At 42.4% G+C, this 18,184-nt stretch carries 11 protein-coding genes, 1 tRNA gene and 2 pseudogenes; 12 read left to right on the top strand and 2 right to left on the bottom strand.

What is annotated here, in order from left to right:
- The first annotated feature begins 213 nt into the window (after positions 1-213).
- The 5 genes from GNE10_RS18385 (at position 214) to GNE10_RS18365 (ending at position 6,013) form a co-directional block, all read left to right on the top strand.
- Complete coding sequence (locus GNE10_RS18385) at positions 214-1,161, top strand: phytanoyl-CoA dioxygenase family protein (RefSeq protein ID WP_185566421.1); 948 nt, start codon at positions 214-216, stop codon at positions 1,159-1,161.
- A 531-nt stretch (positions 1,162-1,692) separates the two neighbouring features.
- The gene (pds, locus tag GNE10_RS18380; protein WP_185566420.1) at positions 1,693-3,132 is read left to right on the top strand and encodes a 15-cis-phytoene desaturase; all 1,440 of its coding nucleotides are present in this window, start codon (positions 1,693-1,695) and stop codon (positions 3,130-3,132) included.
- Positions 3,116-4,048, top strand: coding sequence for a 15-cis-phytoene synthase CrtB (gene crtB, locus GNE10_RS18375; RefSeq protein ID WP_185566419.1), 933 nt, complete (start codon positions 3,116-3,118; stop codon positions 4,046-4,048). The genes pds and crtB overlap by 17 nt, the downstream gene beginning before the upstream one ends.
- A gap of 407 nt (positions 4,049-4,455) precedes the next feature.
- Positions 4,456-4,547, top strand: a tRNA-Ser gene (locus tag GNE10_RS18370).
- Positions 4,548-4,741: 194 nt separating this feature from the next.
- Positions 4,742-6,013, top strand: coding sequence for an ABC transporter substrate-binding protein (locus GNE10_RS18365; RefSeq protein ID WP_185566418.1), 1,272 nt, complete (start codon positions 4,742-4,744; stop codon positions 6,011-6,013).
- A gap of 246 nt (positions 6,014-6,259) precedes the next feature.
- Here the strand turns inward: GNE10_RS18365 and GNE10_RS18360 are convergent, their stop codons facing one another.
- Positions 6,260-7,060, bottom strand: coding sequence for a hypothetical protein (locus tag GNE10_RS18360; protein WP_185566417.1), 801 nt, complete (start codon positions 7,058-7,060; stop codon positions 6,260-6,262).
- A 1,155-nt stretch (positions 7,061-8,215) separates the two neighbouring features.
- Here GNE10_RS18360 and GNE10_RS18355 point away from each other — a divergent pair.
- Positions 8,216-8,533 carry a hypothetical protein gene (locus GNE10_RS18355; RefSeq protein ID WP_099068335.1) on the top strand — a complete coding sequence of 106 codons (318 nt, stop codon included), beginning with the start codon at positions 8,216-8,218 and terminating at the stop codon, positions 8,531-8,533.
- 521 nt (positions 8,534-9,054) lie between these two features.
- Positions 9,055-10,782: a succinate dehydrogenase/fumarate reductase flavoprotein subunit gene (locus tag GNE10_RS18350; protein ID WP_185566416.1), complete on the top strand. Its 1,728-nt coding sequence runs from the start codon at positions 9,055-9,057 to the stop codon at positions 10,780-10,782.
- A gap of 7 nt (positions 10,783-10,789) precedes the next feature.
- Here GNE10_RS18350 and GNE10_RS18345 read toward each other — a convergent pair.
- Positions 10,790-11,938, bottom strand: a pseudogene (locus GNE10_RS18345) (amylo-alpha-1,6-glucosidase); the annotation flags it as partial.
- Between the two features lie 276 nt (positions 11,939-12,214).
- Here GNE10_RS18345 and GNE10_RS18340 point away from each other — a divergent pair.
- From GNE10_RS18340 to GNE10_RS18320, 5 genes and pseudogenes are all read left to right on the top strand, one after another.
- A complete protein-coding gene (locus tag GNE10_RS18340; RefSeq protein WP_185566415.1) occupies positions 12,215-14,344 on the top strand; it encodes an SPFH domain-containing protein in 2,130 nt (709 codons plus the stop codon).
- Between the two features lie 157 nt (positions 14,345-14,501).
- Positions 14,502-15,848: an AAA family ATPase gene (locus tag GNE10_RS18335; protein ID WP_185566414.1), complete on the top strand. Its 1,347-nt coding sequence runs from the start codon at positions 14,502-14,504 to the stop codon at positions 15,846-15,848.
- Between the two features lie 30 nt (positions 15,849-15,878).
- Entirely contained in the window at positions 15,879-16,079 is a 201-nt protein-coding gene (locus GNE10_RS18330) for a hypothetical protein (RefSeq protein WP_185566413.1), read from the top strand.
- Positions 16,076-16,264, top strand: a complete 189-nt coding sequence (locus tag GNE10_RS18325; RefSeq protein ID WP_185566412.1) for a hypothetical protein — start codon at positions 16,076-16,078, stop codon at positions 16,262-16,264. The genes GNE10_RS18330 and GNE10_RS18325 overlap by 4 nt, the downstream gene beginning before the upstream one ends.
- Before the next feature lie 196 nt (positions 16,265-16,460).
- Positions 16,461-18,184: pseudogene (locus GNE10_RS18320) on the top strand (ribosome assembly protein 4); the annotation flags it as partial.

Here is an 18,184-nt window from a genome sequence, read left to right as displayed (position 1 = left end):
AGATGGGGCAGAGGGGCCGAGGGAGAATAATAACTTCCCAGTCAACACCCCTATTTAAGTAAATATCATTATTGATTTTTAACAATTCAGATACGAATTACATGGTATTACTTACGTAATTCTAGAACAGCGATCGGTAAAAGCATTTTTGCTTCAACTCAAGAATGCTCTGCCACAGGCATTGCACTCTGCTGTTTTTATATCGGGAGATTTATGTCAATAAGTTTATTTAATAACTGTCTCGATAGAATTACTTCAAAAATTTATAATATTTGTTACGAAAACTACAAAGGATTGACTAAAAATCCTAGATGGCTTTTGATGCGTAAAATAGCTCGATTTAAAATTGGGCGAGCTATTGTGATGTATTTCTTAAAACCCTTAGCTAAATTAGATTTTAATGATACCAATTCTTGTTTTCCAGATTTAAATGTAGATGAAGTTGTTAACTATCTCAAAACTGAAGGTATATATTTGGGAATTCAATTACCTGAAAATATTGTTCAAGAGATAGTGGAATTTGCTTATTCAACACCTTGTTATGGTAACCGAAAAACAGATATGGGTTTCTTTTACCATAAGAAAGAACACGCACAAACTAAGTTAGGAAAAAATTTCATTATTGGTAGTTATTTTAATACAGGTTTACTTTGCCCAGCTATCAAAAAACTCCAAAGCGATCCAAAATTATTGGCAATAGCAGCTGCATTTTTACATGCTGAACCCAAACATCAAGGGAATTTAATGTGGTGGAGTTTTTCAGGAAATGCAACATATCTCGAACAAAGCCAAGCTGCTCAGTTGTTTCACTATGACCTTGACGATTATCGTTGTGTCAAGTTTTTCTTCTACTTAACTGATGTAGACGATGGTAGTGGCCCTCATGTTTGTGTCCGTGGTAGTCATAATAATAAAAAATGGTCACATCTCTGGCTACGCAAACGTGAAACAGATGAAGACATCGTTAATTATTATGGTTCTGAATCTTTAGTAAAAATTTGTGGCAAAGCTGGTTTGGGATTTGTGGAAGATCCACTTTGTTTCCATAAAGGAATTACTCCTACTCATCAAAATCGTTTAATATTGCAAATAGAATTTGCGAGAAATGACTATGGGATGCAGCACGATTTACGACCAGCTTTTCTACTGAAATGTATTTAAGCTAATGGGCACAATTTAAATGCAAAACAGCTTAGTTTCAGTTGTGGCAAGTGTAGTTTTCAATAGCGTTTGATTTAATAAAGCCCACAGATGTAATTCAGTTACAACAGTTAAAATACTGAGTTTAAAATATACAATGTTTTTATTTTTACAAAAAATATAATTTTTTGGGAAAAATCAGCTAGAAATGAATTAGCAGTCTTTAACCAATGCCTCAAAGATTTTCTGAAAACAAATACACGAATTACCAAAGAAATCAACTGTTTTGAGACAACAGTTAATAACTAGTTTTTTTTAATCAGAGGTAATGACTTTTGTTTCTCGACATCTGGTAGTCTAAATCTAGATAAAATCAAGGCAGTAAAGCCATTGTCAACAATGGTTGTCTAAATGGGTGTGTATCAGACAAAATTCCCTTTTAAACAAGTTTTTTGGGAAAGCGATCGCACAACGACTACTAAATGTAACGGATTGCAACGTATAATGAAAACGGCAAAACCATTAAGAAATATTGAAGGGCAGTAGGGTTAAATGCGAGTAGCGATCGCGGGTGCTGGTCTAGCAGGACTTTCCTGCGCGAAATATCTAACGGACGCAGGTCATACTCCCGTTGTCTTGGAAAGCCGGGACGTACTGGGTGGTCTTGTTGCGGCTTGGAAAGACTCTGATGGCGACTGGTACGAAACCGGGTTACACGCCTTCTTTGGGGCATATCCCAATATGCTCCAATTGCTCAAGGAGTTGGGCATTGAAGACAGACTCCAGTGGAAAGAGCATACACTGATTTTCAATCAACCAGATAAGCCTGGGACGTTCTCACGTTTTGATGTTCCAGATATTCCCTCTCCATTCAACGTGATTGCGTCGATTCTTCGCAACAAAGACATGTTGACATGGGAGCAGAAAATTCGATTTGCTATTGGCCTACTTCCAGCTGTGGTTCGGGGTCAAAAGTATGTCGAAGACATGGACAAGTACAGTTTCCTAGAGTGGTTGGAAAGGCAAGGTGTTGATGAGCGAGTAACCAGTGACGTTTTTATCGCTGCGTGTAAAGCCCTCACCTTTATCAACCCCGATGAAGTTTCTGCAACGATTCTCTTAACTGCGCTGAATCGTTTTCTGCAAGAACGATATGGTTCTAAGATTGCATTTTTAGATGGTTCTCCCACAGAACGCCTATGCAACCCTATCGTCGATTACATCACAGAACGTGGCGGCCAAGTGCGCCTAAATGTCCCATTGAAAGAGATTTTGCTCAACCCCGATAATACAGTTAAAGGATTCTTAATTCGGGGATTAAATGGGGCAGAAGATGAAATAATCACGGCTGATGCTTACGTATCTGCCATATCAGTTGACCCCCTGAAAGCGATGTTACCTAGCCCTTGGAAGCAAATACAGTTTTTCCAGAAGCTAGAAGGCTTAGAAGGAGTACCAGTGATCAACCTACATCTGTGGTTTGACCGGAAACTTACACAAATCGATCACTTACTCTTTTCGCGATCGCCACTCCTGAGCGTTTATGCTGATATGAGCAATACCTGCCGTGAATACGCCAACCCTGACCGCTCAATGCTGGAATTAGTTCTAGCGCCGGCGAAAGATTGGATAGCCAAATCCGATGAGGAGATTGTGGCTGCGACAATTGCCGAGTTAGAAAAACTCTTCCCCGACCACTTTGGGGGAGATAACCCAGCAAAATTGCTCAAATCTCATGTGGTGAAAACGCCGCGTTCAGTTTACAAAGCGACCCCTGGTCGCCAACAGTACCGTCCTGCACAAGTCACGCCGATTGCTAACTTCTATCTAGCCGGAAGTTATACCATGCAACGCTACTTAGGCAGTATGGAAGGTGCCGTACTTTCTGGTAAGCTGACAGCACAGGCGATTTCTGAGGCCTTCCCGGTAGCAAAATCCTCAAACCTGCAAACGCTCACCCGACCGCCTGCAACGAATGCTGCAACTGCCTGAATCCAAAGCCCGCATGAAAACGCTGGTCTCTGTGGACGAGTCCTACGAACTTTGTCGTCATCTCATAGCCAAATACTCCACGACTTTTTACCTCAGCACTTTGCTTCTGAGCAAGGAAAAGCGTCCTGCTATTTGGGCTATTTATGCTTGGTGCCGCCGTTTAGATGAACTGGTAGATGGCCCTGCATCTGCTATTACCACGCCAGAAACCCTAGACCTATGGGAACAGCAGCTAGAATCAATTTTTGCTGGACACCCATTGGATAATTTCGACGTAGCTTTGGTAGATACGGTTCAACGTTTCCCAATGGACATTCAGCCCTTTCGGGATATGATTGCTGGCCAACGTATGGACTTATACCGAAGTCGCTATGAAACCTTCGAGGAGTTATATCTTTACTGTTATCGTGTCGCCGGCACTGTAGGCTTGATGTCCACAGCAATCATGGGATTGGATACTAGCAACAATACAGCTCCGTGGTATCGCGAACAACAGCCACATAATCCCACCGAAGAAGAAATTGCCTTAGGAATTGCCAAGCAACTCACCAACATCTTGCGAGATGTGGGTGAGGATGCCCGACGCGGACGAATTTATATTCCTCTAGAAGATTTGGCAAGATTCAACTACACCGAACAAGACTTATTTGATGGTATAGTTGACGATCGCTGGCGTTCCTTAATGCGGTTTCAAATTGCCCGCGCACGACAGTTTTATCGCAAGGCAGAAAAGGGAATTTCCTACCTAGCCAGTGATGGTCGTTGGCCTGTGTGGGCAGCTTTGATGCACTACAGTGGGATTTTAAGCGTAATCGAACGTAACGATTTTAATGCCTTCACGAAACGCGCCTACGTGCCTCAGTGGCGAAAGTTACGTTCTTTGCCAGTAGCCTGGATGCGATCGCAAGTCCTGTAAGAATTATTAAAAGGAAACAGGGTTGGGGGAATGGTCAACACAAAATCCCCTACTGAAAAGTAGGGGATTTAAGAGATCCTTTATTAGGACTTACCCATGGTAAACGAAAGATTAAGGGTTTGGGCTGGGTATGAAGCATAGAACTTTGGGCAAGAAAAAATCCCCAATGCCCAATGCCCGATGCTCTATTACCGACCTCAACAAATAATCTCGCTGCCTAAGTCCTGATTTAGTTGCTCAAGTCGTTGACTGTGAACCGTCAACAATCGCAATGAAATTATTTTTTACCTGCAATTTTCTTAGCACTGTTGCTCTTTGTTGGCGCAGCCGAGGCATCACAGAAACAATTGACAAATTACTTATTGACTCTGCCTGATATATCTGCTAACATCACTATTTATGACCGTGGAGAGGTGGCTGAGTGGTCGAAAGCGGCAGATTGCTAATCTGTTGTACGGCAGGCAACTCCGTACCGAGGGTTCGAATCCCTCCCTCTCCGTTTTTCAGACTTTGAGTCACACACCGCACTACATTGTGTGTAGAAAATATTCATAAAAATAGTAAGCACTTTTACTCCTTCAGAGGGATGTTATGATTTATCCTTTGGAGTCTTGATAAATTCAAACTAACTTTTAAATATAGTTTGAACATTACTTTTAGGCTCCTAAATATTTTGAGGAGTGAAAGTAACTTATGCAAAAAATTCGTACAGCCTTAGCCTTGAGTATAGCTACTCTTGTAGGTGGGTTCCTTTTAGGTGCTTGTGAAGACGGTGGTGGAACTAACACCACAACTGGCGGGCTGAAAATTGGTTCTTTATTGCCAACAACAGGTGATTTAGCATCTATTGGACAGCAGATGGCACCTAGCGTTCCCCTACTAGTGGAAACCGTCAACGCTTGCGGTGGTGTAAACGGCCAACCTGTTACCCTTGTTGCTGTAGACGACCAAACAGACCCAAAAGCTGGTGCTGCGGGTATGACTAAACTAGCATCAGTGGATAAAGTTGCAGGTGTCGTTGGTTCTTTTGCTAGCAGTGTTTCCACAGCCGCCGTTTCAATTGCTGCTCAAAATCAAGTGATGTTGATTTCACCAGGTAGCACCAGCCCTGTATTTACAGAAAAGGCACAAAAAGGCGATTTTAAAGGTTTTTGGGCACGTACAGTTCCCCCTGATAGCTACCAAGGGCCAGCTTTAGCCCAACTCGCCACTAAAAAAGGCTTCAAGCGAGTATCCACCGTCGTAATTAATAACGACTATGGTGTTGGCTTTGAAAAAGCCTTTGTTCAAGCTTTTGAAAAATTGGGTGGAACCGTAGTTAACAAAAAGAATCCTGTGCGCTACGACCCCAAAGCAACCACCTTTGAAACGGAAGCCACAGCTGCTTTTGCTGGGAAACCAGATGCAGTTCTGGGAGTTTTTTACGTCGAAACAGGTAGCTTGCTGCTGAAATCAGCATATCAGCAAGGTCTTAGCAAAGGCGTACAAGTGATGCTCACAGATGGTATGAAATCAGACGAATTTCCTGGTCAAGTCGGCAAAGGTAGCGATGGAAAATATATTGCAGCTGGAACCATTGGCACAGTACCTGGTTCTGATGGTAAAGCATTAGAGTCTTTTCAAAAGCTTTGGAAAGAGAAAAAAGGTGGTTCCCCTGGGGAATTCGCTCCCCAATCTTGGGATGCTGCGGCTTTATTAGTATTGTCGGCCCAAGCTGCTAAAGAAAATACAGGCGCTGGTATAGCTAAGCACATCCGTGAAGTTTCTGGCGGCCCTGGTACAGAAGTTACCGATGTCTGCGAGGGATTGAAGTTGCTTCAAAAGGGTGAAAAGATTAACTATCAAGGAGCCAGTGGTAATGTAGATGTTGACGCTAATGGTGATGTCGTCGGTGTTTACGATGTCTGGACAGTAGGAGACGATGGCAAAATCAAGGTAATTGATAAAGTGACGCCGAAGAAGTAGAAAGTGAGGAGTGAGGAGTTAGGAGTTAGGAGTTAGGAGTTATGAATGAGGAGTTAAGGAGTACTAACTTCTAACGTGAGAGTTGAGAAGTCAGAGCTTAGGAGTCAGAAGAATTCAAGAATTAGGAGAATTTGCGATCGATGAATACACCAATCATAGTAAGCTTGTAATTATTTTTGGCTTCTAACTCCAAACTCCAAACTCCAAACTCCAAACTCCTAACTCCTAACTCCTAACTCTTAACTTTTAAAAGCCACTGAAGTTGTAACCTACACCTAATAATAAGCCCACATCAGTTTGATTAAAAAATCCCGCATTCACAGAGGCTGTTGCTGTAAATTGAGAACTCAGGGGCACATCAATACCACCAGATACTAAAAAGGCAAATTCCGAATTATCACCACTTTTCCAAGCTGCTCCCACTCCTACATAAGGTGCAAAGGCTAAGGGTTCCTTGAAAGGATCTGTTGACTGGAAAGAAAAGTCGTAGGTGACGGGAAGTAAAATTGTGGTGTTGTCACCAAATATCGCAGATGGGCGTACTGAAATCGAATTTGTTAAGCCGACTTTGCTGATTACCGCAAAGTTACCATCGCCTAAAGAGGAACTACCACCACTCAAACCGATGTTAGCAGCAACCCCAACATAGCTGCTACCGCCACGGGTAGTTGTACCTAAATCGATATCTGATTGAGCAATTCTGGGATCAGATGTTTGAGAATTTGCTTGCTGAGGCTCAGAATTCAGCGTTGCAGATGAGGTTGCTACTGTCCCTGGAATAGGTGTCAGAGTTTCCTCTGTCCCAGCATGAGAAAACTGCTGGATCTTAGTTACATTTGCGACTGTTGATGGTTCAGTTGTTTCTGTGGTTTCTAGTTCAGTACTTAATTCATTACCAGACACTACAGCTGCGGGAGCTTCAGTCAATGGCTGAGTGCTTACCGACTCGACTGTCTGAGCAATAGCAGATAAGCTGCTACTCAGGACTGTAAAAGCAGCTATACTTGGTAACCAAAAAACACCAGCGCGAAGAAAACTAGTATTCACGTTCACTCACTCCTAATACAAATATTGCCACGCCAAATAAAGGGTTTTGTTGATTTGAGTCAACAAATTTGGACAATACTCAAAATTTAACACCAAAAAATCAATTTTTACATACTGGTTTTGATAGATTTATTTACTTAACAACAAGTAGCAAAAAATTAACTACGATATTCTAAATATCCGGAATTTAACAGATGACAAAAAATATCCACATTTTCAGCCAATACGCTTGGGTTAAAAAGCGGTTTATATTTTTGTGTTTAATAACTTGTTATACTTTGAATTTGCATAATTAAAACTGATTTTTAAACTTACACCATAAGAGTTGGATTGAATTTGATAGTGTAATTTCAATGTTTTTAAATGAGCAAATAATCTAATGTAAATCAACATTGAAAAACACAAAATACAGTTTTGGTGATTACTTCGCTTCACTACGTTGTGCTGGTCATGACGTTTCACATTTAGCTAGGAATCCGCTTTGATTCTTGAATTTATCTGCGTGGTGCGCGTTCGTGTAGTGCAAGCGCCATAGGCAGGGAACTCTTAACAGACGAGTGTACTGAATCTTGTTGAAAAATCAAATAGAAATCCTATAGAAAAAATAAGCAGGAGATTGCGTAAATTTCTGCTGAGGAGCTTAGTCTACATTAATACACAACGCTCTTAATATTTGGTTCAACTTTTGGGTGCATTGACATTACTGTTGTAACTATAGGGCATTGAGGACTGTTTCCTGCTCTATGCCCCAATATGCTTGGGTTAAGGCAGGTCTATCCTTTACCCCTTACCTTTTCCCAGACCACAAGAGAAGTTCATACTGCTTATCCGAACCGTATCAACCGCAGAGGCGCAGAGAACACAGAGGTAATTCCGTCATTAGGAGTGGCGAAATAATCTTCCTTGACGCTGGGATTGCTTCGTTACACTTTCGATCGCAATCACAATATCGGCGTTGCGTGAGTCCTAATTGTGTAGAAATTGACGATTCATTTTTAATACTTGGTATACTTTTACAGTTTAAAAATCAGAGCTAACTGCTGTAGTAATAATTGTAAAGTGATATTACAAACCTTGGAAAAATATTTAGAATTTGTCTACAAGCCAAACATAGTTTTAAGGTAGAACCTATAAGAGAGACTTGAGGCAAATGTGATGAGCGGAAATAATATTCAAAACTATCGCTATGTCTGTACCCTGACCTTTGGTGATATCTACGGTCAAATAATTGTTTGGTTAATTACAATTACCCTCAGCTTGGCATCGGCCTTGGCATTAATGGGTGCTAAGAAACCTGTATATGCTTTAGCAACAGTAGGTCTCGTCGTTCTGCTATCGCTGCCTTTCTTGCTGTTTGCGTTTGTGACTACATTGTTAAATCATATTGAACTAGTTCCTGTACAACCTGGAACCAAAACAGAACCAATACCAGGTAATGTGTCTCAGCAAAAACCTGTACAAGTAGCTAGTTAGGGAGTTGGGAGTTGGGAGTTGGGAGTTGGGAGTTGGGAGTTGGGAGTTGGGAGTTAGGAGTTGGGAGTTAGGAGTTGGGAGTTGGGAGTTAGGAGTTGGGAGTCAGTGCATCTGTCTGTTAGCTTTTCATTTCTAACTTCAAAATTATGCATTATGTGGATTAGACACTAAAATCCTTGATTTATCGTTGTAGAGACGTTGCAATTGTAGAGACGTTGCACAGCAACGTCTCTACAGGGCGCACAATCGTTGATATTTCGTTGATTTGGAAATTGATATCAAACGTAAATTTGTAATAACATCCCTGTCTATGAGCAGGGAATTTTTTTGTAAAGATGCATGATTATTCGTTTACTGCTTAAAGAATACTTAGCCATTGAGCGGAAAATCCACAACGAAGCCATGAAAATATTTCTTTCTCAGTCAACAGTCAACGTTATTTTCAAGTTAGTTCAATCAGTTGCAAAATCCTTCTGGTTTCTACAATAGAACAGCAATGGTTTGCAGTCAGGGTTTAAATAATGCTGGAACACGATGTCATTATTGTTGGTGGTGGATTGGCAGGATGTCGCGCGGCTGTGGAAATCGCCCGCAAGGATCCTAGTTTAAATGTTGCTGTGGTTGCTAAAACCCATCCCATTCGTTCCCACTCGGTGGCGGCCCAAGGTGGTATGGCTGCGTCACTGAAAAATGTGGATTCGGAAGATAGTTGGGAAGCACATGCTTTTGATACTGTCAAGGGTTCTGACTATTTAGCCGATCAAGATGCTGTGGCAATTCTGGCTCAGGAAGCGCCAGATGTGGTGATTGATTTGGAACACATGGGTGTTTTGTTCTCGCGCTTACCTGATGGTCGTATTGCTCAAAGAGCTTTTGGCGGACATTCCCACAACCGCACTTGCTACGCGGCAGACAAGACTGGTCACGCAATTCTACATGAATTGGTTAACAACCTGCGGCGTTATGGCGTGCAAGTATATCAAGAGTGGTATGTAATGCGTCTCATTTTGGAAGAGGGGCAGGCTAAGGGTGTGGTGATGTTCCATTTGTTGGATGGACATGTTGAAGTTGTTCGAGCAAAGGCAGTGATGTTTGCCACAGGCGGTTATGGTCGTGTTTATAACACTACCTCTAACGATTACGCTTCTTCGGGTGATGGTTTAGCTATGACTGCCATTGCTGGTTTGCCTCTAGAAGATATGGAATTTGTGCAATTTCATCCCACTGGTTTGTATCCAGTGGGGGTATTGATTTCCGAAGCAGTACGGGGTGAAGGTGCGTATTTGATTAATAGCACGGGCGATCGCTTTATGAAAAATTACGCACCTAGTCGCATGGAATTAGCTCCTCGTGATATCACCTCACGAGCGATCGCTTATGAAATTCGTGCCGGTCGCGGTGTCCATCTTGATGGTAGCGCTGGCGGCCCCTTTGTCTATCTGGATTTGCGACACATGGGTAAAGAAAAAATTATGAGTCGCGTTCCCTTTTGTTGGGAAGAAGCCCATCGATTAGTAGGTGTTGACGCTGTAACTCAACCTATGCCAGTGCGCCCGACAATTCATTATTGTATGGGTGGTATCCCAGTGAACACTGATGGTCAAGTCCGCAGTAGTGGTGATGGTTTAGTCGAGGGCTTCTTTGCTGCTGGAGAAACAGCTTGCGTTTCAGTACACGGCGCAAATCGCTTAGGTAGTAACTCGCTATTAGAATGTGTAGTTTATGGCAAACGCACTGGTGCAGCGATCGCTCAATTTGTCCAAAAACGTAAATTGCCTTCTGTGGACGAGGAACGCTACCTCAATGAAGCCAAGGAACAAATCCAAGCTTTGCTAGAACAGCAAGGAAAGTACCGCATTAATCAAGTTCGTGAAGCCTTCCAAGATTGTATGACTGAGTATTGCGGTGTTTTCCGCACTGAAGCATTAATGACTGAAGGGTTACACAAACTACAAGAAATTCAACAGCGATATCCGCAAATTTATTTAGATGATAAAGGAAGTTGCTGGAATACGGAACTGGTAGAAGCCTTAGAACTGCGAAGTTTGATGGTGGTGGGACAAACCATATTAGCATCAGCCTTAAATCGTCAAGAAAGCCGTGGCGCACACTTCCGGGAAGATTATTCCCAAAGAGATGATGTGAACTTTCTCAAACATACAATGGCTTACTATTCGCCAGCAGGAATTGATATTCAATATCGACCTGTGGCAATTAGTATGTTTGAGCCAAAAGAGAGAAAATATTAAATAGGCACTATTGAATATGGCGAATGACTTCGGCAACTGACCAAGCTTGAGCGATGGCTCCCCTTGGTGTGTGGGGTGAATCGCCATCAAAAATCTCAGAAATAGAACCGATACAAGCGGCAAATAAAAAGTGATCTATCAGGGGTTGCCAATCAAAAGGTAGTGCTTGTTGTGGATAAAAACGTTGCCAAGCACGAATGTACGGGCCAATTAACCACGGCCAAACAGTACCTTGATGATAAGCGCGATCGCGTTGCTCTTGGTTGCCCTCATATTTCCCTTTGTACTCCGGGTCTCCAGGATCGAGACTGCGGAGACCATAGGGAGTCAGCAAGCTGGTAGTTGCCAAATCTAGTATTTGACAGCCTTGATGCTCAGAAAATCCACAATGGTGCAACGACAACGCCAAAACAGCATTGGGGCGAATTTGAAAATTTCGGCGATCGTCCGGCTCGATAGCATCGTAGAGATAACCAAGCTGGGGATTCCAAAACTTTTGCAAGGAATTTTTTACTAGTTGTGCTTGCTGAGCATAACGCTTTGCTTGTTTGCTAAGACGCACGGGTTCGCGAAACTCAAGCTGACTTAGGCGTTCTGCCCACTTACTTAACCAACACAAAGCAGAATACCACAGCGCATTGATTTCCACTGGCTTACCGCGACGAGGAGTAACAGGGTTTGCCCCAATCACCACATCCATCCAAGTTAAGGCTACACCACGAGCATCCCAACCTATTAATCCATCAGTAGCATCAGCCTGGATATTATAGCGCGTGCCACCAATAAAGGCTTTATGAATTTGCTGGACTACAGAAAACTGCTCTGCCAAAAATTGCCAGTCTTGTGTAGCTTCCAAATAAAGTCCTAAAGTTTCAATCCACCAAAGAGGCGTATCAATACTGTTATAAAATGGCTCTCGATTCCCATCAGGAAAGGCATTAGGAATCAAACCGTGACGACAGTAATGCCCAAAAGATCGCAATATTTCTTTTGCCAACTCAAAGCGCTGCGGAACTAAAGTCAATCCCGGTAAGGCAATTAATGTATCTCGCGCCCAATCATTAAACCAGTGATAACCAGCAATCACCGTCGGGGCTGCTGTTGAAGCTCGAAAGACGATAAAGCGATCGCTCGCCTTAAGTAGTTGTTGGATAATTGAGACATTAGGCATGGGGCACTTGTACTGAGCGTAGTCGTTGGCGCAGCCTCTCGCAGAGAAGTATTGGGCATTGGGCATTGGGCATGGGGCATGGGGCATGGGGCATGGGAGAAGATTCCCTCCTCTGCCAATACTGCTTCCCATCCTCTTCCCAGTGAACAGTGAACAGTCAACAGTCAACACTTAACACTCGTGAAGCCAAGTTTAAGAAATCGAGGTCTGGGTTGGTGGAGTGTTAACTTAGCTAATTAGTTGCCCTGGTGGGCAAAAATTATGAAAAGTTTTGCATCTTGGCTTGGTAAGCGCAAACAAAATAAGATAACTCGTTTTACAGCATCTATTCTGGCAACTTTGGCGATCGCTACGTCAATGTCTTTGATGAAGGCAGGCAGTATTAATTATGCCAGTGCTGCTCCTATAAAAATTACTACTATCAAAGAATTAACTTCCACATCACCACGGCAAAGTCAAAATCAATCAAGTGTTGCCCAGTTACAAACTCATCAAATTCAGTATCAAACTGCTGGAATCGATGTTTTTGGACTGCTTCCCATTGTAGTTGTTGGTGGTTTTGTTATATTTGTTCCCCTGTTCTTTGGCGGACTGGTGGTCATTGGGGAACGGGAAGTTGGTATTATTGTCAGAAAATTTACTCTGTCTGGGCGGGGACTGCCACCAGGGAGGTTAATTGCTCTGAATGGTGAAGCTGGTTTACAGGCGGATACTTTGGCTCCTGGGTGGCACTGGGGTTATTGGCCGTGGCAATATTCGGTTCGTAAGGAATCGGTGGTTGTTATTCCCCAAGGTGAAATCGCTTTAATTGTAGCGGCAGATGGTGAATCTAACCCACCACAGCGCATTCTAGGCAAAATTGTTGATTGTGACAATTACCAAGATGCGCGGAAGTTCCTCACCCAAGGTGGTGAAAAAGGTCGGCAAATGGGTTTTCTCACGGCTGGAACTTACCGTATTAACACTGCTTTGTTTAAAGTCATCACCGCTGCAAATGCTACAAATCACGGGATGACTCCGGAACAGTTACGGGTTTATAGCATAGCTTCTGATAAAGTTGGCGTTGTGACTACTCTCGACGGTTTACCCATTGCCGATGGTGAAATTGCAGGGCCGATAATTCAAGCACACAATAATTTTCAAAATGGTCAGAAATTTATCGATGGCGGTGGACGGCGGGGTTTACAAGAACAAATTTTACTTTCTGGTTCTTGGAATTTAAACCCCTGGTTTGTTCAGGTGGAACAAGTACCGATGACGGAAATTCCCATTGGCTATGTGGGTGTAGTGATTTCTTTTGTGGGTAAGGCACATCAAGATGTTAGTGGCGCAGCCTTCACACATGGTAACTTGGTAAACCAAGGACATAAGGGTGTGTGGGTGGAACCGTTGTATCCTGGAAAGCACCCGATTAATTCCCGAATCATGAAAATTGAATTGGTGCCAACCACCAATATTGTTTTAAACTGGTCGGGTCGCACCGAACGCCACAGCTATGATGCTAAACTGGCTTCTCTAACTGTGCGATCGCGTGATGGATTTGCCTTTGATTTGGAAGTAGCGCAAATTATCCATGTGGGTGCTTTGGATGCACCGAAGGTAATTTCCCGCGTTGGCGCAATGCAAAACCTCGTAGACCATGTATTAGAGCCAACCATCGGCAATTATTTCCGCAATTCAGCCCAAGATTATACAGTATTAGATTTCTTGACAGCTCGCAGCGAACGACAAGCCGAGGCGGCTGAATATATTAAAACAGCACTGCGGGCTTATGATGTGCAAGCCATCGATACCCTCATTGGTGATATTCAGCCACCAGCGTCGTTAATGCAGACACAAACAGACCGGAAAATTGCTGAAGAAGAACGCAAGACTTATGAAGTCCAGCAGTTGGCGCAAACCCAACGTCAGCAACTAGTCCGGGAAACAGCCCTGGCTGATATTCAGCAAGAAATGGTGAAATCAGAGCAAAGCGTACACATCGCCGGCTTGAAGGCTCAAGCCCAAATTAAGCAAGCCACAGGTGAAGCCGAGGGAATAAAACTCAAGGCAATTGCCGAAGCTGAAAGTATTCGCGCCACTGGTAACGCCAAAGCCGAAACCTACCGCGCTGGTGTAGAAGCCTTGGGTTCGCAAGGTTATACAGCAATGCTACTGATGCAAATTATAGGCGATCGCCATGTCCGTTTGATTCCAGATATTCTCGTTGGCAGTAACGGCAATAATAACGGCTTAGTAGATGGTCTACTATCGTTGATTTTATGGAATCAAAGCGCTAAAAATGGCGATTTAACAGCTACACCTTTGCATCCACAACCCATAACCCCCACCCAACCAACCCCAGAAAACGGAATTCCACCCATAGTTGTGAATTTTCCAGTGGATAAATAACATCTGTAGAGACGTTGCAATGCAACGTCTCTATATGTATTTCGGTATTACCCAAATCCAAAATTCTGCGAAATATTCACCTAAAATGCTGTAACTAACTTTATTCTTGAACACAAGAATATCTAAATTTATAAAAGATAATCATATTACTAGCTTTATGTCTATAGATTTACGAGCATTTTTTCAGGCTAGTGACCCCAGTCGAACTTTGTTCGTCAACAAGATGTCAGATGTAAAATACTACATTGATTTTTCTGGGGTGCGGGGCGGAGATATTATTGGTAAGCTGAAGCAAAAAATTACTTTTTTCAAGCCCAATGAACCTACTTGTACTTTATTTACTGGGCATATTGGCTGTGGAAAATCGACGGAATTATTAAGGCTACAGGCAGAACTGGAAAAATCAGATTTTCAGGTAGTGTATTTCGAGTCTAGCGAAGACTTGGAAATGACTGATGTGGATATTGCAGATGTGTTGCTGGCGATCGCTCGGCGCGTCAGTCAAAGTCTGGATAAAATTACACTGGAGGAAACCAGCAAGTTTAACGATTTACTCCAAGGTGCGTGGAAGGTCTTAAACTCCGAAGTCACAGGAGCAAAAGTCAAGCTGGGTGGTGTCGATGTTGGTGTCAGTGGCGACAAAGAAAAGCTATCTTTGGCTTTTGGTATTGGTGAAATCACCACCAAGATGAAAAGCGACCCCACATTACGGACAAAACTCAATCAATATTTAGCACCACAAAAAACTACCTTGTTAGAAGCGATTAATCGGGAATTATTGGAACCAGCGATCGCTAAACTAAAACAACAGGGTAAACAAGGTCTGGTGGTCATTGTCGATAATCTCGACCGCATAGATAATCGCGTCAAAGCTTGGGGTCGTCCGCAGCAGGAATATTTATTTGTAGACCAGGGTGAATTTTTGACAAAACTGAATTGTCATTTAATTTATACCATGCCCCTGTCTTTGAAATTTTCCAACGATTACGGAATGCTTACCCAGCGATTCCCCGAAGACCCGAAAGTATTGCCGATGGTACCACTACAATGGCCTGATGGTAGCGTCCACGAACAGGGAATGGCACTGATGAAACAGATGGTACTAGCGAGAGCCTTTCCCGACTTACACGCAGACGAACGCTTGGGTAAGATTACTGAAGTTTTTGATAATCCTGCCACCCTAGACCGCCTATGTAAATTGAGTGGCGGTCACGTGCGAGACTTACTTAGACTGCTGAACACTTGGATTATGGAAGAAATGGCGCTTCCCTTATCGCGTGATACCTTAGACCAAGTTGTTCGCGCCCGTCGCAACGAAATGATCATGCCCATTTCCGACGAAGAATGGCAACTGCTACGACACGTCAAGCAAAACAAAAAAGTCAGCGACGACCAAGGATACCAAAAATTAATCCGCAGCCGCTTTGTGTTTGAATATCGCGATAGCGGCGAATCTTGGTTTGATGTTAACCCGATTTTGCAAGAAGCAAGGGAATTACAGTGAGGAATCAGGGAACCGAAAAATAATTAAATTATGAAACCGGAAACCAAAAATGTTTTGTTAAAAGCCTACGCACAATTGCACAAAATCACAGAAGAATTGTACTTAGCTTCGGATAAAGCTGTAGAAAACAATGATTTTGAAGATGCTAGTTTACTAGCTAGTAGAGCAGATAGACTTTATGAAGAAATAGAAAATTTAGAGATTGTAATTTCAGAACAAGAGGAGATATGAAAACAATCCCAGAGTTAAAAATTCGTATTCAAGAACTCAGCAAACAAACTGTTGAATTCAGTAGAAAAGCATCTGAAGTGTGCTTAAGTGACCGTCAGCAAGCCAAATATTTTAGACAACAAGCAAGAGAAGCTAGCAAACGCACTCAAGTATTGATACAGGAGTTGAAACGCCACGAAATTTAATTTTGTGGTCAAATTAACACGAAATGGGCGGTTAGAAACCGCAGCTACACAGGCAAAACCCACCTCCGTGGGTTTCAAAACCTCAATTTTTTCTTAGTCCGCGGAGGCGGACTTTGTTTGTATAGCCGCGAATTCCATTCGCCCTGGTTTTTTTAATCCAAAATCCAAAATCCAAAATCCAAAATCCAAAATTGGTATGACAGACTCCCAACCGCCCAACCCTGTTAACAACGATGTCTACGACGAGGTACCCCTACGTTCTTTGCAACAATTAGCATGGGCCATTGAATCTTCTGTGGGACAATTTAAGCTGATTTTGGCACGATGTAATTATGCTAAACTGCGCGATCGCCTAATCCAAAGATTGCAAGAAATCTGTCAAGTTGAAATTCAGCTGTTGGTGTTACAGCCATCTCACAAAACTCTTTACACAGCCATTCGCGACAAATTTGACGAGAACCTACCAGCTTGCATCATGGTTGTGGGTTTAGAGACAGTGCCGAATTTAGCTGCGATGTTGACTTCTGCTAATCAGGTGCGGGAAGAGTTTCGCAAGAACTTTGCTTTTCCCTTGGTGTTGTGGATTGATGATGAAATCTACAAACAACTGATGCAATTAGCTCCAGATTTAGAGAGTTGGGCTACTACGAAAAATTTTGCGATCGCTCAGCATGACTTAACCAACTTCATCCAACAACTTGCCGAGCAATACTTTAACAATAACCTCAATTTAAATTTAGATGCTTATCGAGTTTTAGAAACAGAATTAGCAGCAGCCCAGAGAGATTTATCACTAGAATTACAAGATGCCAGCCCAGAACTAAAAGCTAATTTATTTTCTTTGTTGGGTTTCGTCAAACAAGTAAATCACAAAATCGACCTAGCCTTAGAACATTATCAAGTGGCTTTAGGACTTTTTAGACAAATTAATTTTATAGCACAAGAAATTCAAATTATTGGCGATATTACATTTTGCTATTATCTCAAAGCTTTTAAAATTCCAGATATCAATCATTTAGATTGGCAACACACTCGGCATTATATTCATGAGTATATCAATTTAATTACTAAAAATAAACAATTAATTGCCAATTCCATATTTAAATTTGGTGTTATCTTGCGTGATTTACAAGAATGGAAACATTTAAGAAATCTTGCCGAATATGCATTAAAAATACATCAAGCTGATAATCAATCTACAGAATTAGCAAAGGATTACGGCTTTTTAGCCGAAGTAGCTTTAGCTGAGGAACGCTCCTTAGAAGCAAATAAATTTGCCCAGCAAGCCATAAATATTGTGGGAAATATTGTAGGGGCAAATAGCTCTCAAACCCTACTCAATGATTTGAGTCTTTATCGATATCTTTTAGCTCGTTCTCAATATCATTTAAGAGACCATCAACAAGCAATTCAGAACTTAGAAACAGCCAAAGATATCGGCAAACCGCAGGTAGATTTAAAGCTTTATCTCAACATTCTCCATCATTTGCAAAAGCTTTACTTCGAGGAAAAAGCATATCTCAAAGCTTATGAAACCAAACAGCAACAGCGTTCAGTAGAACAACAATTTGGTTTGCGGGCGTTTATTGGTGCTGGGAGATTACAGGCGACAAAACAAGTAGGAGCCACAGGATTTGCACAGCTGCGCGTTGATAATAAAGATAGTATTGCCCCAGAAATAGCTGCATCTGGTCGTCAATTGGATGTAGAACGTTTAATTGAACGCATTGGCCGTCCAGATAAAAAGTTGATAGTAATTCACGGGCAATCAGGTGTAGGTAAAAGTTCCCTAGTGAATGCGGGACTTGTGCCAGCTTTAAAGAATCAAGCAATAGGTATTCAAGATAATTTACCTGTAACGATGCGCGTTTACACCAATTGGGTGGAAGAGTTGGGGCGGCTTTTGGGAGTGGAGGAGAC

The organism is Nostoc sp. 2RC, from assembly GCF_014222165.1.
GTDB classification, from domain to species: domain Bacteria; phylum Cyanobacteriota; class Cyanobacteriia; order Cyanobacteriales; family Nostocaceae; genus Nostoc; species Nostoc linckia.
This window is presented reverse-complemented; position numbering and strand designations above follow the sequence as displayed.